Source organism: Pedobacter ginsengisoli, from assembly GCF_002736205.1.
Lineage (GTDB): Bacteria > Bacteroidota > Bacteroidia > Sphingobacteriales > Sphingobacteriaceae > Pedobacter > Pedobacter ginsengisoli_A.
Genome location: NZ_CP024091.1, coordinates 1,068,611 through 1,086,586 on the forward strand (window position 1 = coordinate 1,068,611; position 17,976 = coordinate 1,086,586).

Annotated in this window: 13 protein-coding genes; 8 read left to right on the forward strand and 5 right to left on the reverse strand. The window is 38.0% G+C overall.

The genetic code is table 11. From position 1 onward, the window contains the following. The first annotated feature begins 171 nt into the window (after positions 1-171). A complete protein-coding gene (locus CPT03_RS04355) occupies positions 172-2,052 on the forward strand; it encodes a beta-N-acetylhexosaminidase (RefSeq protein WP_099437699.1) in 1,881 nt (626 codons plus the stop codon). 9 nt (positions 2,053-2,061) lie between these two features. Here CPT03_RS04355 and CPT03_RS04360 read toward each other — a convergent pair whose 3' ends face one another. The 5 genes from CPT03_RS04360 to CPT03_RS04380 are packed head-to-tail and all read right to left on the reverse strand — an operon-like array spanning position 2,062 to position 4,994. Then, positions 2,062-2,493 (reverse strand): hypothetical protein, encoded by a 432-nt coding sequence (locus tag CPT03_RS04360; RefSeq protein ID WP_099437700.1) that lies wholly within the window; start codon positions 2,491-2,493, stop codon positions 2,062-2,064. Continuing rightward, positions 2,490-2,846, reverse strand: coding sequence for a DUF4180 domain-containing protein (locus CPT03_RS04365; RefSeq protein ID WP_099437701.1), 357 nt, complete (start codon positions 2,844-2,846; stop codon positions 2,490-2,492). Before CPT03_RS04365 ends, CPT03_RS04360 begins: the two co-directional genes overlap by 4 nt. An 11-nt stretch (positions 2,847-2,857) precedes the next feature. Continuing rightward, complete coding sequence (locus CPT03_RS04370) at positions 2,858-3,067, reverse strand: DUF6965 family protein (protein ID WP_099437702.1); 210 nt, start codon at positions 3,065-3,067, stop codon at positions 2,858-2,860. 26 nt (positions 3,068-3,093) lie between these two features. Continuing rightward, positions 3,094-4,014, reverse strand: a complete 921-nt coding sequence (locus CPT03_RS04375) for a helix-turn-helix transcriptional regulator (RefSeq protein ID WP_099437703.1) — start codon at positions 4,012-4,014, stop codon at positions 3,094-3,096. Further along, positions 4,014-4,994: a helix-turn-helix domain-containing protein gene (locus CPT03_RS04380; RefSeq protein ID WP_099437704.1), complete on the reverse strand. Its 981-nt coding sequence runs from the start codon at positions 4,992-4,994 to the stop codon at positions 4,014-4,016. The genes CPT03_RS04375 and CPT03_RS04380 overlap by 1 nt, the downstream gene beginning before the upstream one ends. A gap of 173 nt (positions 4,995-5,167) precedes the next feature. Here CPT03_RS04380 and CPT03_RS04385 point away from each other — a divergent pair, with 173 nt between their 5' ends. The 7 genes from CPT03_RS04385 (at position 5,168) to CPT03_RS04415 (ending at position 17,975) form a co-directional block, all read left to right on the forward strand. Beyond that, on the forward strand, positions 5,168-5,470 hold the full coding sequence (locus CPT03_RS04385; RefSeq protein ID WP_099437705.1) for a hypothetical protein: 303 nt from the start codon (positions 5,168-5,170) through the stop codon (positions 5,468-5,470). A 47-nt stretch (positions 5,471-5,517) separates the two neighbouring features. After that, complete coding sequence (locus CPT03_RS04390; protein WP_245869970.1) at positions 5,518-6,495, forward strand: lysophospholipid acyltransferase family protein; 978 nt, start codon at positions 5,518-5,520, stop codon at positions 6,493-6,495. Between the two features lie 111 nt (positions 6,496-6,606). Further along, a complete protein-coding gene (locus CPT03_RS04395) occupies positions 6,607-7,662 on the forward strand; it encodes a glycosyl hydrolase (RefSeq protein ID WP_099437706.1) in 1,056 nt (351 codons plus the stop codon). An 11-nt stretch (positions 7,663-7,673) separates the two neighbouring features. Next, entirely contained in the window at positions 7,674-8,795 is a 1,122-nt protein-coding gene (locus CPT03_RS04400; protein WP_099437707.1) for a glycoside hydrolase family 26 protein, read from the forward strand. A gap of 55 nt (positions 8,796-8,850) precedes the next feature. Next, on the forward strand, positions 8,851-13,047 hold the full coding sequence (locus CPT03_RS04405) for a hybrid sensor histidine kinase/response regulator transcription factor (protein ID WP_099437708.1): 4,197 nt from the start codon (positions 8,851-8,853) through the stop codon (positions 13,045-13,047). A gap of 128 nt (positions 13,048-13,175) precedes the next feature. Next, positions 13,176-16,358, forward strand: a complete 3,183-nt coding sequence (locus CPT03_RS04410) for a SusC/RagA family TonB-linked outer membrane protein (RefSeq protein WP_245869971.1) — start codon at positions 13,176-13,178, stop codon at positions 16,356-16,358. An 18-nt stretch (positions 16,359-16,376) separates the two neighbouring features. After that, positions 16,377-17,975 carry a RagB/SusD family nutrient uptake outer membrane protein gene (locus tag CPT03_RS04415; protein ID WP_099437710.1) on the forward strand — a complete coding sequence of 533 codons (1,599 nt, stop codon included), beginning with the start codon at positions 16,377-16,379 and terminating at the stop codon, positions 17,973-17,975. The last annotated feature ends 1 nt before the right edge of the window (position 17,976 follow it).

The following is a 17,976-nucleotide window of genomic DNA, read 5'->3' on the forward strand; positions in this document are numbered from 1 at the left end:
TTCATGATGCTTAAATTTTAAAGTGTATAATTACTAAGCATATGTTTAGTTTAATTAAATATCAAGTTGCTAAATTGTTAACTCTTAAGGAATCGAATGTATCAGGGTATTTAGTATGTGATATTTGAAGCGTAAATAATTATCTTAGCTTTAATATACACACAACCAAACATGAATTTCAGATTCTTCAGGACCGCAATATTTACAATTTGCATGCTGTTCTCCATAAACGTATTTGCGGCAGAAGATGGTCCAGCTCTTATTCCGCAACCAGTAAAGCTTCAAAAATTACCAGGTAGCTTTAAAATAACCAAGGGTACCAGACTTATTGCAAACACGGAAAATAAAGAAATAGCAGAGCTGTTTTCCGCTATGATTAAAGCACCAACAGGCTTTACATTAGGTAATACAGCCGGTGGAACTTCAGCTATTCAATTGGTTATCAATAAAACTTACAATAAGCAGATAGGTAGCGAAGGTTATACTTTAGAGGTAAAGCCATCTAAAACTACAATTATAGCCAATCTTCCGGCAGGGCTTTTTTATGGCATGCAAACCCTAATGCAACTCCTTCCAAAGGAAATAGAAAGTCCCAACGTTGTTAAAAACAAAATATGGTCTGTTCCATGTGTTAAAATAATAGACTACCCTAGGTTCGGCTGGAGAGGCTTAATGCTTGATGTAAGCCGGCACTATTTTCCAAAGGAGGTAGTTAAAAAATATATTAACCAGCTCGCCAAATACAAAATGAATGTATTTCACTGGCATTTAACCGATGACCAGGGATGGAGAATAGAAATTAAAAGCTTGCCGCAACTTACAGCGATAGGGGCCTGGCGAGCACCAAGAGTGGGGCTGTGGTGGAAACGTGATCCACAGGCAGCCAATGAAGTGGCAGACTATGGTGGATACTATACTCAGGAAGATGTTAAGGAAATAGTTAAATATGCTCAGCAGCGCTTTGTAACCATTTTGCCCGAAATAGATGTTCCCGGGCATAGCCTTGCTGCGCTTGCTGCTTATCCTGATTTGTCATGCACGGGCGGGCCTTTTAAGGTCAATGTTGGCAATACCTTTTATGGTGTTGATGACAATGCACTATGTCCGGGGAACGAAGAAAGTTTCAGCTTTATGGAAAAAGTACTTGGAGAGGTGGCAGCGCTTTTTCCTGGTCAGTATATTCATATTGGTGGTGATGAGTGTTTTAAAGGGTTTTGGAAAGACTGTAAGAAATGCCAGAAAAGAATGAAAGATGAAAAACTAAACACTCCAGAGGAGCTGCAAAGCTATTTCATCAGGCGTATGGAAAACATTGTGAAGTCTAAAGGGAAAAAAATGATGGGATGGGATGAAATACTGGAAGGCGGGCTGGCACCTGAGGCTACTGTAATGAGTTGGAGAGGAATGAAAGGCGGTATTGAAGCTGCAAAAATGAATCACCATGTAGTAATGACCCCAGCCGACAACTGTTATCTTGACCTTTATCAGGGCGATCCAGCTGCAGAACCCCCAACTTATTCCATGCTTACTTTATCCAGCTGTTATAATTTTGAACCTATTCCGTCCGAAATACCTGATCCTTCGCTAATATTAGGGGGACAGGGTAATTTGTGGACAGAATCTGTTCCAAATTACCGCCATGCAGAATACATGACCTGGCCACGTGCTTTTGCTTTAGCCGAAGTATTCTGGTCGCAAAAAGAGCGTAAAGGATGGGATGGCTTTATCTCCCGGATGGAGCGCAATTTGGAAAGATATGATGTGGCAAATATAAACTATGCAAGAAGTGTATACGATGCAACAATTAAACCTTTAAAAGACTCTGTTAATAAAACAATGCGCATTGCATTGAGTACAGAGATAAAGAAGCTGGATATCTATTATACATTTGATAACACTTTTCCTGATAATTTTTCTCCAAGGTATACCGATACGCTTTCTATACCTAAAGGTGCTGATCATTTAAGGGTATTAACTTATCATAACAATAAGCCAATAGGTAAAATGATTACAGTTAGCATAAAAGATCTGGAAAAACGCACAGAAGATTAAGGCTTACTCTTACTGTGCCTTTTCAAAAACAAATTTTGGATTGTCGTAATTAATTGGAACATTCTTTTTGAAGTAGCGAATGTTCATATAAATTTCCATAGCGCCTTCACCCATAATTAGTTTGCCGTCTTTTTTTAATAGCGCTATTGGAGTTCTGTTCCATGCTTCTATTCCATAATGCTGAAAACGATAAGTCCCTTTTAGGGTATCTCCTTTTACTATTCCGGTTACATCGCCAGAATCTTTATAAGCTCCATGATAGTTTATTTCAAGCTGTCCAAAAAACTCCTTATCAGTCAGGTTTATATTAAAAGTAGCGGTATCATCTTTGCTTACCGCGCTGTATAATGTTTTTGCATTATTTTTCTCTACGTTGGCACCCGAACACCCATATATTGCTAAAAAAATAATTAAACATAAAACCTGTATAAAACCTTTCATATGAATTTTGCAATTGCTTCCTCACGGCTGCCTACAAAGTTTACCAGTTTACCTTTATTACTTTCGTAAATAAAGTCTTTGATGCTTTTGCTTTGGTATTTGCTGAAATCACCTACAATAGACAGGGGCATTCTATAATTAGAAAATTTCTGAAGAATTTCCCCTGCAATACCACTTTTCAGATCAAAGAACTCGGCACATATGTTTTGTTCCTTTAGAATAACTTTATCAAAATTCTGATAATATAGATCTGCAAGCAATTGTAATCCTTCTTCAGGGTTTTTAATCAGAACCTCATCAGAAATTACCTCTGCAATTCTTGTTTTTTCTGTTTGATGTATTTCTATATTCATTTGGGCTTTTGTTATAGGGCTTTTGCTTTAATAATTTCCAGCACCAGGTTCAATCTGTAAATTACAGGCTCCTTTATTCTTTGATGCTGGCTCGTTTTAAGAATAGTCAACTCTTTTTTTAAGAAAGAAGGCACATCTTTAATCGTAGCTCCCGGCCCTAATTCTATTTCCGGGGGTAATTCTAACCCTTCAAATTCTGCTTCAAATTCTTCTGCTGTCATGGTACAAAGTTAGCCTAATTTTAGGTTTATGCCTTGTTTTTAATGAAAACTTCTCCTGGTAATTGGCCAAATTGTTTTTTGTACTTTGAGGCAAAGTATCCCGGTTTTACATATCCTAATTCATACGCTACTTCATTAATAGCCTTAAAATTTCCACTTTTCAGAAGTTCCTGTGCTAAATTTAGTTTTTCGCGAAGAAAGAAGCCATTAGGACTTTCCTTGAACATCCTTTTAAACAACTTTTTATATTTAGATACAGACATACCTGCCATCTCAGCCAGAAAATCTATTCCAGGAAATCCTCCCAAAAGCTGCTCCATCAGGTAAGTCTGGGTCTTGATAATTTGCGTGGTATCTGATTCAGAAAGTTTGCCTAATACAAGGCCATTTTCATTAATACGCTCAACCAAATAAGCAAAAACCTGCAGCGAAGTTCCACGAAAAGTTAGCTCAAATGATGGGTTATTATATTTTCGGGTGAGCTTAAGGATGCAAAGGCGGGTACGACTATCAATATGACTCGAAAAAAATATCGTGTTATTGGCCTCATTTCTATTTGCAGAATCATGTGAGGTTTCTGTCACATATTTTTGAAGTAATGATTTTGATATCAGCAGCCAGAAAGAATATGCTTTCTGAAAAGGAGTGCAGCTACTCTTTAAAGTCGCGTCTGCAACAATCAAACCCAGTGTCGATTTGTAGTTGACCTTTTTATTTTTACCTGGATGAATATTAATTTCATTATTTAAATCATAACAAGCAATATAATGATCCTCAATGTCTATCACTTTACGTTCTTTCGCCTCCATTTGTAAATTAGAATCTACAATAATGGCCACTAATCCCGGCATCACTTCCATAAAATAAGAACATCCCAAAACTATATCATCTGGTAGTACTAATTGGTTCTTATCCTTTGTAAATGATATTTTTTTTCCGGATTTCATTACAACGAGGCTATATACTCTTTTGGCGACATCCCAAAACAGGCTTTAAATTGTCCTGATAAATGTGATGCATTTGTGAAACTCAATTTTTCGGCCAATTCTCCGATAGTGTATTGTCCTGAAGCCAATAAATCTCTTGCCAGCTCTAATTTGTTATTTAAGAAAAATGCATTAGGGGTTTGACCGGTAATTTTTTTATAAAGCTGCTTGTATTTTGTTTCCGACATATTAGCTTCAGCAGCCAATGCAGTTATACCCGGAAATAAGCCCTCTTGTTTCTTAACCAGATTAGATTGTGAAATGAAGATCATTGTAATATCAGAACGAAGTACTTTGCTAATTGTAATCTCTTTCTTCATAATATCATCAAGGCAATCAGCCAGCAGGTTATAAACCAGCGCAGATAAAAGAAGATCAAAAGAGAGGCTCCCAGCAGTGTTTTTTCTAAATTCATTAATAATATGCCAACTGTTACTACTCATTTGAGTATAATGTAAAACTGTATTTTGCTTCTGATCAAAGACTTTGTTAAGTATCTCTGTCAGAATACCTGCTTTAGAAAGGTATTCCCTTAGAATATCTTTCTTAATTAGAATAGAAATACCGTACGATTTGCTTCCGGATTTTATCAGAAAATCGATATCAAGTTCACTATCAACAATTGCCAGATTATAAATCCAACGACCTACAGATCTTGAAACGTCATCCATAATGTGAATTAATTTTCCTTCGGTAAGGTTAAAAAATACCAATGCAAAATCATTCTCCTTATTTCTTACCTTAAATAATACATCCTGATGGTAAGTTACATCTGCCATCACAGCAGAAATGTTTTCACTTATTTTAAGTGTATAATGGGTTCCAGTAAATACATTAGCTGGTACAGTTGTAAAATTGCCCTGCGTAAATCCGCCGAGGCTAATTGCCAATTCTTCTGCCCACTTTGTGTCGGTGCTAAAATGGTAAACTACTTCTTTCATCCTCAAATCAATAAATATCGTTTTTTTTTTCCTTTAATCACGTCCTGGTATTTGTTGGTTTACCTAAAAAAGTCCTGATTAGATGTTTTTAGATCTTATTGGGGCCTTGTTTTTGTATTTGGCGTTTTATTATTGTAGAATAATTTGATAATAATGTCAAATTTATCATAGTAATGGAGATTTTTATTCAAGGAAAAGAAGTATTCTTCTCGGAATGGGGGTCTGATGAACAAATCAGGCTGCATTCTGAGCAATTGGTGGTTGATGTAATTGATATAATGCTTAAAAAAGAATTATATACGATGCCGGTTTTTTATAACACAAGGCAAATTGGAGTTATTCAATTTAAAGATCTGATCAGTTTTATTACTCATAAGGAGTATGGCGAAAGTCTGATCTATCATAAATTGAACTATAATTTAGAAAGTGTATTAGTCATGCTGGCTCAAAAGACTGAACCTACCTGCCTGGTTTAATTTAAGCTTGGTAAACTGCCACGAGTTATTTAAAATCTAACATTTTTATGGCAAAACCTTTTGGTTTAGCCTTTAACTTTGTGGAAAATCGTTGTAGTATGTTTAAAAAAGGCATTTCTCATTTCGGGACGTTTTTTTTAGCTGTATTATCTCTACTGCCAATATCAGTTCTATATCTCCTGGCAGATGCAGCTTACCTCTTACTTTACTATGTCTTCCAATATCGTAGGCAAGTAGTAAGAGAGAATTTACTTAATTCCTTTCCCCAAAAGTCCCTGGCACAAATTATTGAAATTGAGAAAAAGTACTACAGGTATTTGACTTCATTAATATTTGAAGTTATTAAAATGAGCAGTATCTCCGAAAAGGAGATAAGAAAGCGCTTTGTTTTTAAAAATAAAGATCAGGTAAATGAATATCTGAATAAAGGGCAAAGTGTACTTGTTTGTTCGGCACATTATGGTAATTGGGAATGGGGAACTCTAGGGATTGGGTTGAACTTTTCTGCCTCTCATTATCCAATTTATAAGCCATTAAACAATTCTATATTCGATAAATGGTTCCGTCAAATCCGGTGCAAGTTTGGAAACCAACTCATTCCAATGCGTCAAACTTTAAGAGCGCTTCAGGCAAGTAAAAACACACCAAGTATTTTTAGTTTTGGTAATGACCAGTCTCCATCAGTAAATGAATTGCATCATTGGCGAACATTTCTAAATCAACCGGCATACATTCAATTGGGAATAGAAAAAATTGCAAGGAGTACCAATCGTCCCATTTTTTACTTTAAAATCAATGTTATAAAAAGAGGGTATTATGAGGTTGATTGTGTACCACTTTGTTTAAACCCTGCAGAAACTGAAGAATTTGAAATAACCAGATTGCATACTCAATTTCTGGAGGAAATGATAATAGCTAACCCTCCGTATTGGTTATGGAGTCATCGCAGATGGAAGCATAAACCTAAACAGGCAATCGTTAACATTAAAGTCGAAAATAAAGCACAGGTGCAGGAATTATTTTAAAATAAACCAGTTTTAGCTCATAGCTTAACATTTGCAACCCCATTTTTTAGCATTAAGGAATATTCAGTACAATACTTTTACGTATTCATAGTTGAACTAACCAATGTAAACATGGATTTGAATGTGCTGCAAAAAGCAATGGTTGCCTGCATTTTTTGTTTTTTAATATTTGCCTGCAAAAAAGCAGGAAGTGCGGAGGAAAAAATACAACCACCGGTAGTTGCCGATCGGTTTAATATCAATTCCAATCTTGTAACGCCCAATCCTAGTCCGGAAGCAGGCAAACTATATCAGTTCCTTCGCGAAAACTATGGAAAGAAAATACTTTCTGGAGTAATGACTCTCGACAGTTTTGACGAGACCAACTGGCTTAAAGCAAATACCGGAAAAGAGCCTGCAATTGTAGGCCTTGATTTTATGCATTGCAACCGCGGTTACACCTGGTACAACGATAAAGCACCAATTAAAGATGCTAAAGATTATTGGCTTAAAAATGGTATTCCGGTAATGGTATGGCACTGGAGAGACCCCTCAAGAGCAACAGAAGAATTCTATTCAAACAAAACAAGCTTTGATATTTCAAAGATTAATGATCCCCAGTCGGTTGAATATAAAGCAATGTTAAGCGATATAGATTATGTAGCAGGCCTATTAAAAGAGCTGCAAAAAGACAATGTACCTGTTATATGGCGCCCCTTACATGAAGCAGCAGGAACCTGGTTTTGGTGGGGTGCAAAAGGGGCGGCCCCGTGCAAAAAGCTTTACCAGCTCATGTTCGACAGAATGGTGAACTATCACAAATTAAACAACCTTATCTGGGTGTGGACCAGAGAACCCAATGATGATGCCTGGTATCCTGGAGATGAATATGTAGATATTGTAGGGAGAGACATCTATAAACAAGGCGATCACACTTCACAAGTGCCAGAATTTAGTACATTAACCAATCTTTACAACAATAAAAAGATGATTACAATAAGTGAGTGCGGGTCTATGCCTGATGTAGATAACCTAACCAAAGATGCAGCCGCATGGTCTTGGTTTATGCCATGGTATGGAGATTTTGTAAGGTCAGGAACCCATAATTCTTTAGAGTTATGGAAAAAGATGTTTGCCAGTAACTATGTAATTACATTAGATGAGATGCCCTCTTTAAAAAACCAGTAAGCTAAAATTCTATGAAACTGAACTATTTCTTTATCTTCTTTCCGGTACTGTTTGTAAATGTGGTAACTGCCCAACAGCGTAAGTTAATCGATCCTTTAGCAACAAAAGAGACTAAAGCTCTTTTCAAAAACCTATACAAATTGTCTGAAAAGCATACCTTATTCGGCCATCAGCATGCTACAGAATATGGTCACGGCTGGTTTGGCGATGCCGACCGGTCAGACGTTAAATCCGTTGTTAACTCTCATCCGGCAGTTATTGGTATCGACCTTTCAGAATTGTCAGGACAGCCAAAAGCACAGGTTGATAAAGCCAAGGCACATTTAAAAAAGAATGTTATAGATACCTATAATAGGGGCGGTGTTACTACTGTAGCCTGGCATTTCTCCAACCCTGTTTCAGAAGGAGGATTCTACTGGAAAGATTCAGTTTCGTTACCTGCTGTAAAATATATAATTCCGGGAGGGCAAGGCCACGGTAAATATGTTGAAATTCTTAATGATATAGCCGATTGGGCAAAAAGCCTTAAAGCTGCAGATGGAAATCTTGTCCCGGTAATTTTCAGGCCTTACCATGAGTTCGATGGAGATTGGTTCTGGTGGGGGAAATCGCACTGTACTACCGACGAATTTAAATCTCTGTGGAAGTTCACTGTTTCTTATTTGCGTGATACTGCAGGTGTACACAACTTTATATATGCGTTTTCTCCCGATAACCTATTCAATACTGAACAGCAATATCTGGAACGTTTTCCGGGAAATGAATGGGTAGATATGCTTGGAATGGATAATTATGGCGATATGGGCCGAGATGGGAAATACAATCTTGATGCCGCTATAAAGAAACTGCGTATTGTTTCCGCATATGCTCAAAAAAATGGTAAGCTTGCGGCATTTACAGAAACAGGATTGGAATCATTGAAGAATCCAAACTGGTGGAATGATGTGTTGCTAAAAGTGATGAAAAGTGATAAAATAAGAATGAGTTATGTGTTGGTGTGGCGTAATGATGCCAAAAGCGCTACTCATTTTTATGCACCCTATCCCGGTCATCCAAGCGTTTCTGATTTTCAGAAATTTTATGAAGATCCATATACCCTTTTTGAGAAAGACCTGAAAGACATTTATAAATAAGTATTTGTATATTAACAAGCAGCTTTAAAACTGTAATAGTGGCCGAATAGAAAGAATGGGACATAATCTGAAAATACTGCTTTTAGTAGGAATAGGCCTTTTGTTTACAAGTTTATCTTCGTACGCGCAATATAATCAGTACCAGTTTTCCCATCTAGATATCGATAATGGCTTGCCACATAACGATGTAAATTGCTTTTATAAAGACGATAAAGGATTTGTATGGTTTGGTACGCTAGCCGGCCTTGCCCGATTTGATGGGTATAGCTTTAAAATATATAGGCACAGAATAAAAAACAGATCTACCTTAAGTGATAGTGATGTTCGTTCCATAACCCAGGGTCCCGACCACAAGCTGTGGATAGAAACTAGAGCCGGAATGGATGTGTATGATCCTGTTACCGAATTATTTGATCACAATATACAACCGGAACTTTCAAAATATGGAGTCCCCGGAACCAGCATAAGAGCCTTAAAGAAAGGTCCTTCAGGAGCATTCTGGTTCATATCTCCAACATCAGGATTATATAAATACGATCCGGTAACACGGAAAACAAACTACATTTCACATAAAGTCCGAAAAGAAAGCAGCTTGTCGGCAAGTCCAATTATAGATCTGGCAGAAGATAAAAGTGGAAACGCGTGGCTTATTCACTCTGATGGGAAATTGGAATTGCTTGATAAGCATACAGATCTTGTTGTTCATAGAATAGATTTGTCAACCAAGTTCTCGAACAAAGAAAGTGATACCTACAAACTCTTTATAGATAGGCAGGGGTTAATCTGGATCTACGATATTTCAACCTCAACAGGTATTTACTATTTCGATCCGGTAAAGAATGTCTTAAATAAGATCAGTAAAAATTCACCTGTACTTAAGCTAAACTCTGATATTGTTACCGGCATTATTCAAGACAATAACAATAACATATGGATAGGTACTGATCACGGAGGTATTAACCTTATCGATAAGAAAAATTTCAGTATTAGGTATATTCTCAATAACGAGAACGATAATAAAAGCTTAAGCCAGAATAGTATATCCAGTATCTACTATGATAACCTGGGTATGGTTTGGATAGGTACTTTCAGAAAAGGGATCAATTTTTACCATCCTAATATCATTAAGTTTAACCTTATTAAGCACTCTTCTGATCCTAATAGTTTAATACACAGTGATGTTAATAGAATGGTTGAGGATAAAGCAGGTAACATATGGATTGGTACCAATGGAAAAGGGCTGGTTTATTATAACAGGAGTACCCATAAATTTACTTCTTATAGGCACGATCCTTCAAACAACAATAGCCTCTCTCATGATGCAATTGTAGCCATTTACATAGATCGATTTGAGAAATTATGGATAGGTACCTATACCGGAGGCTTTGATTACCTGGATAATGGCAAGTTTACCCACTACAAATACAACGCATTAGATCCTGAAAGTTTAAGCGATAATAAAGTGTCTGATTTTCTGGAAGATTCATCCAACCGTTTTTGGGTAAGTACTATGGGCGGAGGGTTAAATCTTTTTAACAGGACCACAAAGAAATTTAAAAGATATACGCAGAACCTGAGTCTAATTAGTTCCGATTATGTATTTAAGGTACTGGAGGATTCGCATCAAAACATTTGGGCAGGTACCTCTTACGGTATGAATATACTGCCTAAAGGAAGCACAAAGTTTATCAAAATAGTAAATGATCCAAAAAACGATAACAGCCTGATCAACGACAACATTAACAGCTTTATTGAAGACAGCAGGGGCTACCTCTGGATAGGAACAAGAGATGGCCTGAGCATTTACAACCCTAAAACCAAAACCTTTTACAATTATACAATCGAAAATGGACTGCCTGATAATAACATTATGGATATTCAGGAAGATAATCAAGGTGACTTCTGGGTAAGTACATCAAACGGATTGTCAAAAATATCCATTACCTATAACAAGAACCTTCACCTCATTTTCAAGAACTTCGATGAAAATGATGGCTTGCAGGGTAAAGAATTTAACCGGATCGCTTCAGTAAAACTAAAAACCGGGGAGCTGGCATTTGGAGGACCAGATGGTATAAACATCTTTCAGCCATCCTCAATTAAGTCATATAACCAAAACTTTAAGTCCTTCATTACCGATTTTCAGCTGTTCAATAAAAGTGTAACAGCAAACACTGCTATCGACGGCAGGGTGATACTCAAAAAATCAATTTTTGACACTAAAGAACTCACCTTAAATCACGATCAGAATGTATTTACTATTGAATTTGCTTCATTAAATTACATTGGTCCACACAAAGTGAAACACCAGTACATGTTGGAGGGTTTCGATAAAACATGGATCTCTGCAGATAATACTTTGCGCAAAGCAACTTATACTAACCTTGCACCCGGAGATTATGTTTTTAAGGTAAGGGCATCAAGTACAGAGAATATTTCTGATGCTAAACCTGTAACCTTAAAAATCAGAATACTAAACCCCTGGTATACCTCTACCTTGGCCTATATCCTCTATTTTCTTGCCATTGGTGGCGCATTGTACTATTTCAGGTATCGTGGTATCCAAAACCTAAAACAGCAATTTGCTGCAGAACAGGAAAAACAAAAAGTTCAAAGACTAATAGAACAAGAGAAAATAGAGTCGCAGCGTTTGCTTGATAATGAACGTCTCGAAGCTATGAGGTACAGAGATCTGGATGCTATGAAAATCAAATTCTTAACCAATGTGAGTCATGAATTTAGAACGCCGCTATCCTTAATCCTGGCTCCGATAGATAAAATCCTGAAAGGCTCATCAGATAACCTGATTAAAGAGCAGGTTTCTCTGATACAAAAAAATGCCAGGCGCTTGCTTAACCTGGTAAACCAGCTACTCGATTTCAGGAAAATGGAACTCAAAGAAATCAAATTGCAAAAAAGACCTGGCGATATCATTTCATTTATCAGAGACATCACTTATTCTTTTAAAGACCTTGCCGAACAGAAAAATATTCAGCTCACCTTTAATGCAGGTTACGAGAAACTCGATGTAAATTTTGACCATGATAAAATAGAGCGTATTCTATTCAATCTACTTTCAAACAGCTTTAAATTTACTTTAGATAATGGAAAAGTAAACGTTTCAGCAGACTGCATTATGATTGATCAGTACATGGTTGAGATTAAAGTCCGCGATACCGGAATAGGCATACCAAAAGAGAAACAGGAGAAAATATTTGAGAGCTTTTTTCAGAATGATATTCCCGAATCAATTATTAATCAGGGTAGTGGAATAGGGTTGGCAATAACCAAAGAGTTTGTAAAGCTGCATGGGGGCGAGATCTTTTTAGAAAGCGATGAAAATATTGGCAGTTGCTTTACCATTTTACTTCCTTTCGAGGAACTCAGAAATCAAAGCAATCCAAAAGATAACTTTATTGACAATGTAATTGCTGATGATGAAGCATTAAATAACCAGCATGCAAACGTTACTATCTCTTCTAAAAAAGCAACCGTATTACTTGTAGAAGATGATGCCGACCTGCGCTTTTACCTTAAAGATAACTTAAAGGAAGATTTTAATGTAATAGAAGCAGGCAATGGAAAAGATGGCTGGCAAAAAGCATTATTCTACCATCCAAATATCATTGTCAGCGATATTTCCATGCCCGAAATGACAGGTATAGAGCTTTGCAAAAAGATAAAAACCGACTCCAGAACAACCCAAATACCTGTAGTGTTATTAACTGCCTTAACCGGCGAAGAGCAAGAGCTAACCGGTCTTGAAACCGGAGCTAATGATTACATGACCAAACCTTTCAGCTTCGAAATCCTGAACTCTAAAATACGCAACATACTTATTCAACAGGAATCCTTCAGAAAACTCTACCAGAAGCAGGTAGAGGTTCAGCCTGCTACCGTAGAGGTGGAAAGTCCCGACGAGCAATTTCTGCAACAGGTACTTCAGGAAATAGAAAAGAATATAGACAATAGCAATTTCTCTGTTGATATACTTAGCAACCTGATGCTGGTAAGCCGCGTAACCCTATATAAAAGAATTGTTGCACTTACGGGTAAAACCCCACTTGAGTTTATTAAATCGTACCGACTAAAAAGGGCAGCGCAACTTCTTGAACAAGGAAAATTAACCGTTTCGCAGATCTGTTATAAGGTAGGTTTTAAAACCACTAAGAATTTTGTCAAATCCTTTAAAGAAGAATTTGATGTACTTCCTTCCAAATACACCGAAAACAAGGATATTACTGCTTTGTAGCCTTTTTTGTTAAGGGTTAACATTTGCGTACCCCTTTTTTAGCAATAGAGGACACAGATGTATCTAGTTTTATCAAATGGAAACCCATCCTTAGGGAATCTAAACTAAACCAAATATGACAACCAAACATGAAAACGACAAGAACGAGTTGTAATGAATGGATTTTTATCCTGTTCATGATCTTTACACTTACCGGTATTACCAAATCCGGTTACTCTCAAAGTACTGCCAACAGAATCATTACGGGAGTTGTTGCCGACGAAAGCGGAACAACCTTGCCCGGTGCATCTGTAGTGGTAAAAGGAACCAAAACAACAGCATTAACCAATAACGATGGTAAGTATTCCATTATGGTTGCATCCAATGCAAGTGTACTTGTATTTTCCTACGTGGGGATGACTTCAAAGGAAGTTACTGTAGGTTCAAATTCTGTAATTAACGCAAGCCTGCAATCCTCTACATCAACCTTAGCAGATGTAGTAGTTATCGGTTACGGTACCTTGCGTAAATCAGAAGTTACATCAGCAATTTCTTCTGTTTCTCAAAAAGACATTAAAAATTTACCTGTTGCCGGTGTAGATCAGGCCTTGCAGGGTAAAGTAGCAGGTGTTACTATAAATAACAATGGCGGCCAGCCCGGAGGAGGTGTTTCTGTAAGGATCAGAGGACTAACCTCAACAGGCGAAAATAATGAACCCTTGTATGTAATAGACGGCGTTCCCATGAACTCAAAAAGTAGTTCTCTTGAACAAAACTTTTTAGGAGGTGGTTCCGGACAAACCGGACAAAGCGTACTGGCTACCTTAAATTCTGCCGATATTGAAACCATCGATATCTTAAAAGACGCATCGGCCCAGGCTATTTATGGTGCCAGAGGCGCAAATGGGGTAGTCCTAATCAATACTAAAAGAGGTAGGGCAAATCAAGGTAAAATCACCTACGACTCTTATGTTGGTATTTCAGAAATCCCCAAAAAACTTTCAGTAATGAACCTGCGTCAAAATGCAGAATATATGAACTCTCTTGTTTTAGAAGTAAGAGGAGTTCCGGGAAGTGGAATGGATAGTATTGCCGAGTTTAAAAATCCATCTTTATTAGGTGCAGGTACCGATTGGCAGGATGCAATCTACCGAAGAGGGTTTACCCAGAGCCACCAGCTTGGCTTTTCAGGAGGAACAGAAAAAACACAATTCTATTTCTCTGGTGGCTATCTTAATCAGGAAGGAACACTAATCAAAACAGGTTTTAAAAGAATAACCCTAAGGGCTAATATAGACCATCAGGCAACCAAATGGCTAAAAACAGGCATCACCGCAAACCTATCCAGAACCAACCAGCAAATTGGCCTTTCTGATGGTTTTGATGCCGTTACCAGTACCGTACTTTATAACAGTCCCGTAACTCCGGTTAAAGATGTTTTTGGCAATTATATTTCAACCAATGTAATAGGAGGTAGCACCTTCGGAAATCCAAATAATCCTGTGGCATTAGCAGCATTACGTGATGTGAGTAATCAATCTTCTAAAGCCTTTGGAACTGTATATGCAGACCTGAATATTATAGATGGGCTAACTATCCGATCAGAAGGTAACTTTGATTTTAACCTGAGCAGTGATAAAGCATTTCAGCCATATGTACAAAATGCGGAAACAAAGGCAGTTATTATTTCGCCCGCAAGGCTTAGAGAGCAAAGAAACAACAGCCTTTACTGGGCCATTAAAAACTACGCTAATTATAATAAAACCTTTGGCAAACATAACATAGCCGCCACATTAGGTCACGAAGCACAAAGATCAAAATACGATTACATTAATGCCAACAGAGATAACCTTGTACTTAACATCCCAAATCTAAATGCGGGTGATGCAGGCGATACGCAAGGTATAGGATCGGGTGCAGCAACATGGAGTATGGAATCTGTATTTGCACGCTTAAACTATAACTACGATAACAGATACGCTATTAGTGGAACAATAAGAAGAGACGGATCATCTAACTTTGGCCCGGGCCACAAATGGGGTACTTTCCCGGCAGTTTCGGCATCGTGGACAGCAAGTAATGAATCTTTCTTAAAAGACAATAAGTATGTTAATTACCTGAAACTAAGACTCGGATATGGAGAAGTTGGAGGTCAGGATGCCGGCTCAGGTAACCTTTACGCAGCAAATATCAGGTTGTTCCCAATTGCACCATTTGGTCCGGGCGGATTACCAGACAATGTAGATAACCTGTTAATCACATGGCAGTCTACCAACACCTACAATGCAGGTTTAGACCTTACCACCTGGAATAAAAGATTGGAATTCAGTTTCGATGCCTATAAAAAAGTAACCTCTGATATGCTATTGGCTACCCAGCTAGGTGCTTACTCTGGCTTAGGAACTGCCTGGAACGACATCAAAACTCCAACAACAAACGATGGCCGCATGACAAATACCGGTTTCGATATTGGCCTAACATCTTACAACATTCAAAATAACAACTTCACATGGAAAACCAATATCATATTCAGTAAGTATAAAAATATCCTTAACAGGATGAACGAACCCAACGCTACCTTACCAGGTACTTTTGATGAATACGGTACCAAATCATTAGTAACCTTATCACAGCAAGGCCGCCCACTTGGCGCGTTTTATGGCTACGTTACAGATGGTTTGTTCAGGTCGCAAGCTGAACTAAACAACGGTATAGATTACGGGCTATCAATCGCTCCCGGCAGTTTATGGTTAGGCGATATCAGGTTTAAAGATTTGAATGGCGATAAAGTGGTCGACGATAAGGATGTAACCGTTATCGGTAATCCTAATCCAGATTTTACCTATGGTTTTACAAATACCTTTAGCTACAAAGGAATAGATCTTTCAATATTCATATATGGCAGTCAGGGAGGTGATATATTTAACTACAGCCGTCGCCAAACAGAAGGCCTAACCTCTCCTTACAACAACCAGCTTACTACGGTTCTTAACAGGTATTCAGCAAATAATCCTAATGGAGATTTGCCACGCTACAACCAATGGCACAACAACAATAACAGAATCTCTGACAGATATATTGAAGACGGATCTTACCTCAGGATACAGAACGTGGCCTTAGGCTACAACTTGCCAAAATCTTTAATAAATAAAATAAAAGTGAGCAATGCCAGGTTCTATGTTTCCGTACAAAACCTGTATACATTTACCAATTACTCTGGTTACGACCCAGAGCTGGGTGCGCTTAATAACAACATCAGGTTCATGAATATCGACAATGGTCATTATCCGGTTCCAAGAACATTTACCATAGGAACCAACATTGAATTCTAACCTCTAAAAATTAAAGTAATGAAAACAAATCTCATCATCATATTTTTTGCAGCAGCTTTAATTGGAGTTTCCTGTAAAAAGAGCTTTCTGGATAACCCGTCTGAAACAGGGCCAACCACCGAAAACTATTATACCACTGCAGCCCAGGTAAATGGTGCTACCGGGCTTCTGTATAATTCAGTATGGAACGACTGGTCTGACAAAGCCTTTATATCTGTAGGCGATGTATTGGGCGGTACCGTAACCGGAGTGCAGGGCAACGCGCAGTACAACTCATTTTATAATTTTAACATACAAAGTACCGATGGTTTGGTAATGGATACCTGGAAGTCTTGCTACAAGGCAGCCGGACAAGCATCTGTATTGATTCATACTTTCATGAATAAAAAAACTCAGGTAACCGATCCTGCTTATCTGGATGTAGGTATTGCCGAAGCTAAATTCATCCGCGGGTTTGCATATTTTTATATTGGCCGTGCCTTTGGAGATGCACCAATTGTCGAAAATCCGGTTGATCTAACCAAAGCCGGTGCTCCCAAAACTCCAAAGTATTTGCAAAAAGATGTATTAAGGTTTGCACTTGAGGACCTTAAATTTGCGGAAGAAAACCTACCCGAAATAGCTACCCAGGATGGGCGCGTTAATAAATACTCGGCCAAAGGCATGATGGCCAAGGTTTATCTTTACTTAAAAGATTATGAAAACGCCCGGTTAAAAGCCAAAGAAGTTATTGATTATGCAACATCAACAAAAAGAATAGGCTTAAATCCCGATTTTCAGGGCATGTTTACTTCATCAGACATCGCCAACAAAAACAATAAAGAAATGTTGTTTTCATTAAGATGGTTGGCAGCCATGGGATGGAACGGAGGAAACAGATATATGCTTTATGTAGGCCCGCAGCCCTTGTTAAAACCGAAGCCAACTGGTGGAAACGGTTATTCGGCAGTAGTTCCATCATTTGATATGCTCAATGCTTCAACAGGTTATGCCACAGGCGACTTAAGAAAAGGATGGTCTGTAATGCAACAGGGTTTTCATAAAGCCGATTGGATAAATGATAATTTCCCTAATGGGTTTACTTATGATACTACCGGTATAACCAGCGATTTTAAAATTCAAACAGGCACGCGTTCCAGTATCCAGAAATATGTTGTAGGGCCAAACAGAAGCTCAGAGGTAGTAACTTCTGATAGCCATAACAGTATCTCAACCTATATTTTGCGTTATGCCGATGTATTGCTGATCTATGCAGAGGCTGTGCTGGCCGGGGGCGGATCTACAAGTGATGCAACCGCATTAAGCGCTTTCAACGAAGTACATAACCGTGCCGGACTGGTAAGTTTAACAAGTATTACACTTGATGATATTTTGCATGAACGCAAAGTAGAATTTGCATTTGAAGGCGATTATTGGTTTGACATCCAAAGACAAGGATTTGCTAAAGCACAACAGATGATAGCTGCACAAGAGCGTGGTACATTAGGAGGTAACGGTCAGTTAACCAGCTTCAAAGCCACGCTCAGTTCAGCAAAGCAGTTATACTTGCCTGTACCACAACCAGAAACAGTTATTAATCCCTTACTGCTTGAACCTGCAGTAGCTTATTATAAATAGA

Bases quoted from the DNA above. Each gene is read 5' to 3' on its own strand.
- CPT03_RS04390 (WP_245869970.1), top strand. From the start codon at position 5,518: ATGGCAAAACCTTTTGGTTTAGCCTTTAACTTTGTGGAAAATCGTTGT.
- CPT03_RS04410 (WP_245869971.1), top strand. From the start codon at position 13,176: ATGAAAACGACAAGAACGAGTTGTAATGAATGGATTTTTATCCTGTTC.
- CPT03_RS04360 (WP_099437700.1), bottom strand. From the start codon at position 2,493: ATGAAAGGTTTTATACAGGTTTTATGTTTAATTATTTTTTTAGCAATA.
- CPT03_RS04385 (WP_099437705.1), top strand. From the start codon at position 5,168: ATGGAGATTTTTATTCAAGGAAAAGAAGTATTCTTCTCGGAATGGGGG.
- CPT03_RS04375 (WP_099437703.1), bottom strand. From the start codon at position 4,014: ATGAAATCCGGAAAAAAAATATCATTTACAAAGGATAAGAACCAATTA.
- CPT03_RS04405 (WP_099437708.1), top strand. From the start codon at position 8,851: ATGGGACATAATCTGAAAATACTGCTTTTAGTAGGAATAGGCCTTTTG.
- CPT03_RS04355 (WP_099437699.1), top strand. From the start codon at position 172: ATGAATTTCAGATTCTTCAGGACCGCAATATTTACAATTTGCATGCTG.
- CPT03_RS04380 (WP_099437704.1), bottom strand. From the start codon at position 4,994: ATGAAAGAAGTAGTTTACCATTTTAGCACCGACACAAAGTGGGCAGAA.
- CPT03_RS04365 (WP_099437701.1), bottom strand. From the start codon at position 2,846: ATGAATATAGAAATACATCAAACAGAAAAAACAAGAATTGCAGAGGTA.
- CPT03_RS04400 (WP_099437707.1), top strand. From the start codon at position 7,674: ATGAAACTGAACTATTTCTTTATCTTCTTTCCGGTACTGTTTGTAAAT.
- CPT03_RS04370 (WP_099437702.1), bottom strand. From the start codon at position 3,067: ATGACAGCAGAAGAATTTGAAGCAGAATTTGAAGGGTTAGAATTACCC.
- CPT03_RS04415 (WP_099437710.1), top strand. From the start codon at position 16,377: ATGAAAACAAATCTCATCATCATATTTTTTGCAGCAGCTTTAATTGGA.
- CPT03_RS04395 (WP_099437706.1), top strand. From the start codon at position 6,607: ATGGATTTGAATGTGCTGCAAAAAGCAATGGTTGCCTGCATTTTTTGT.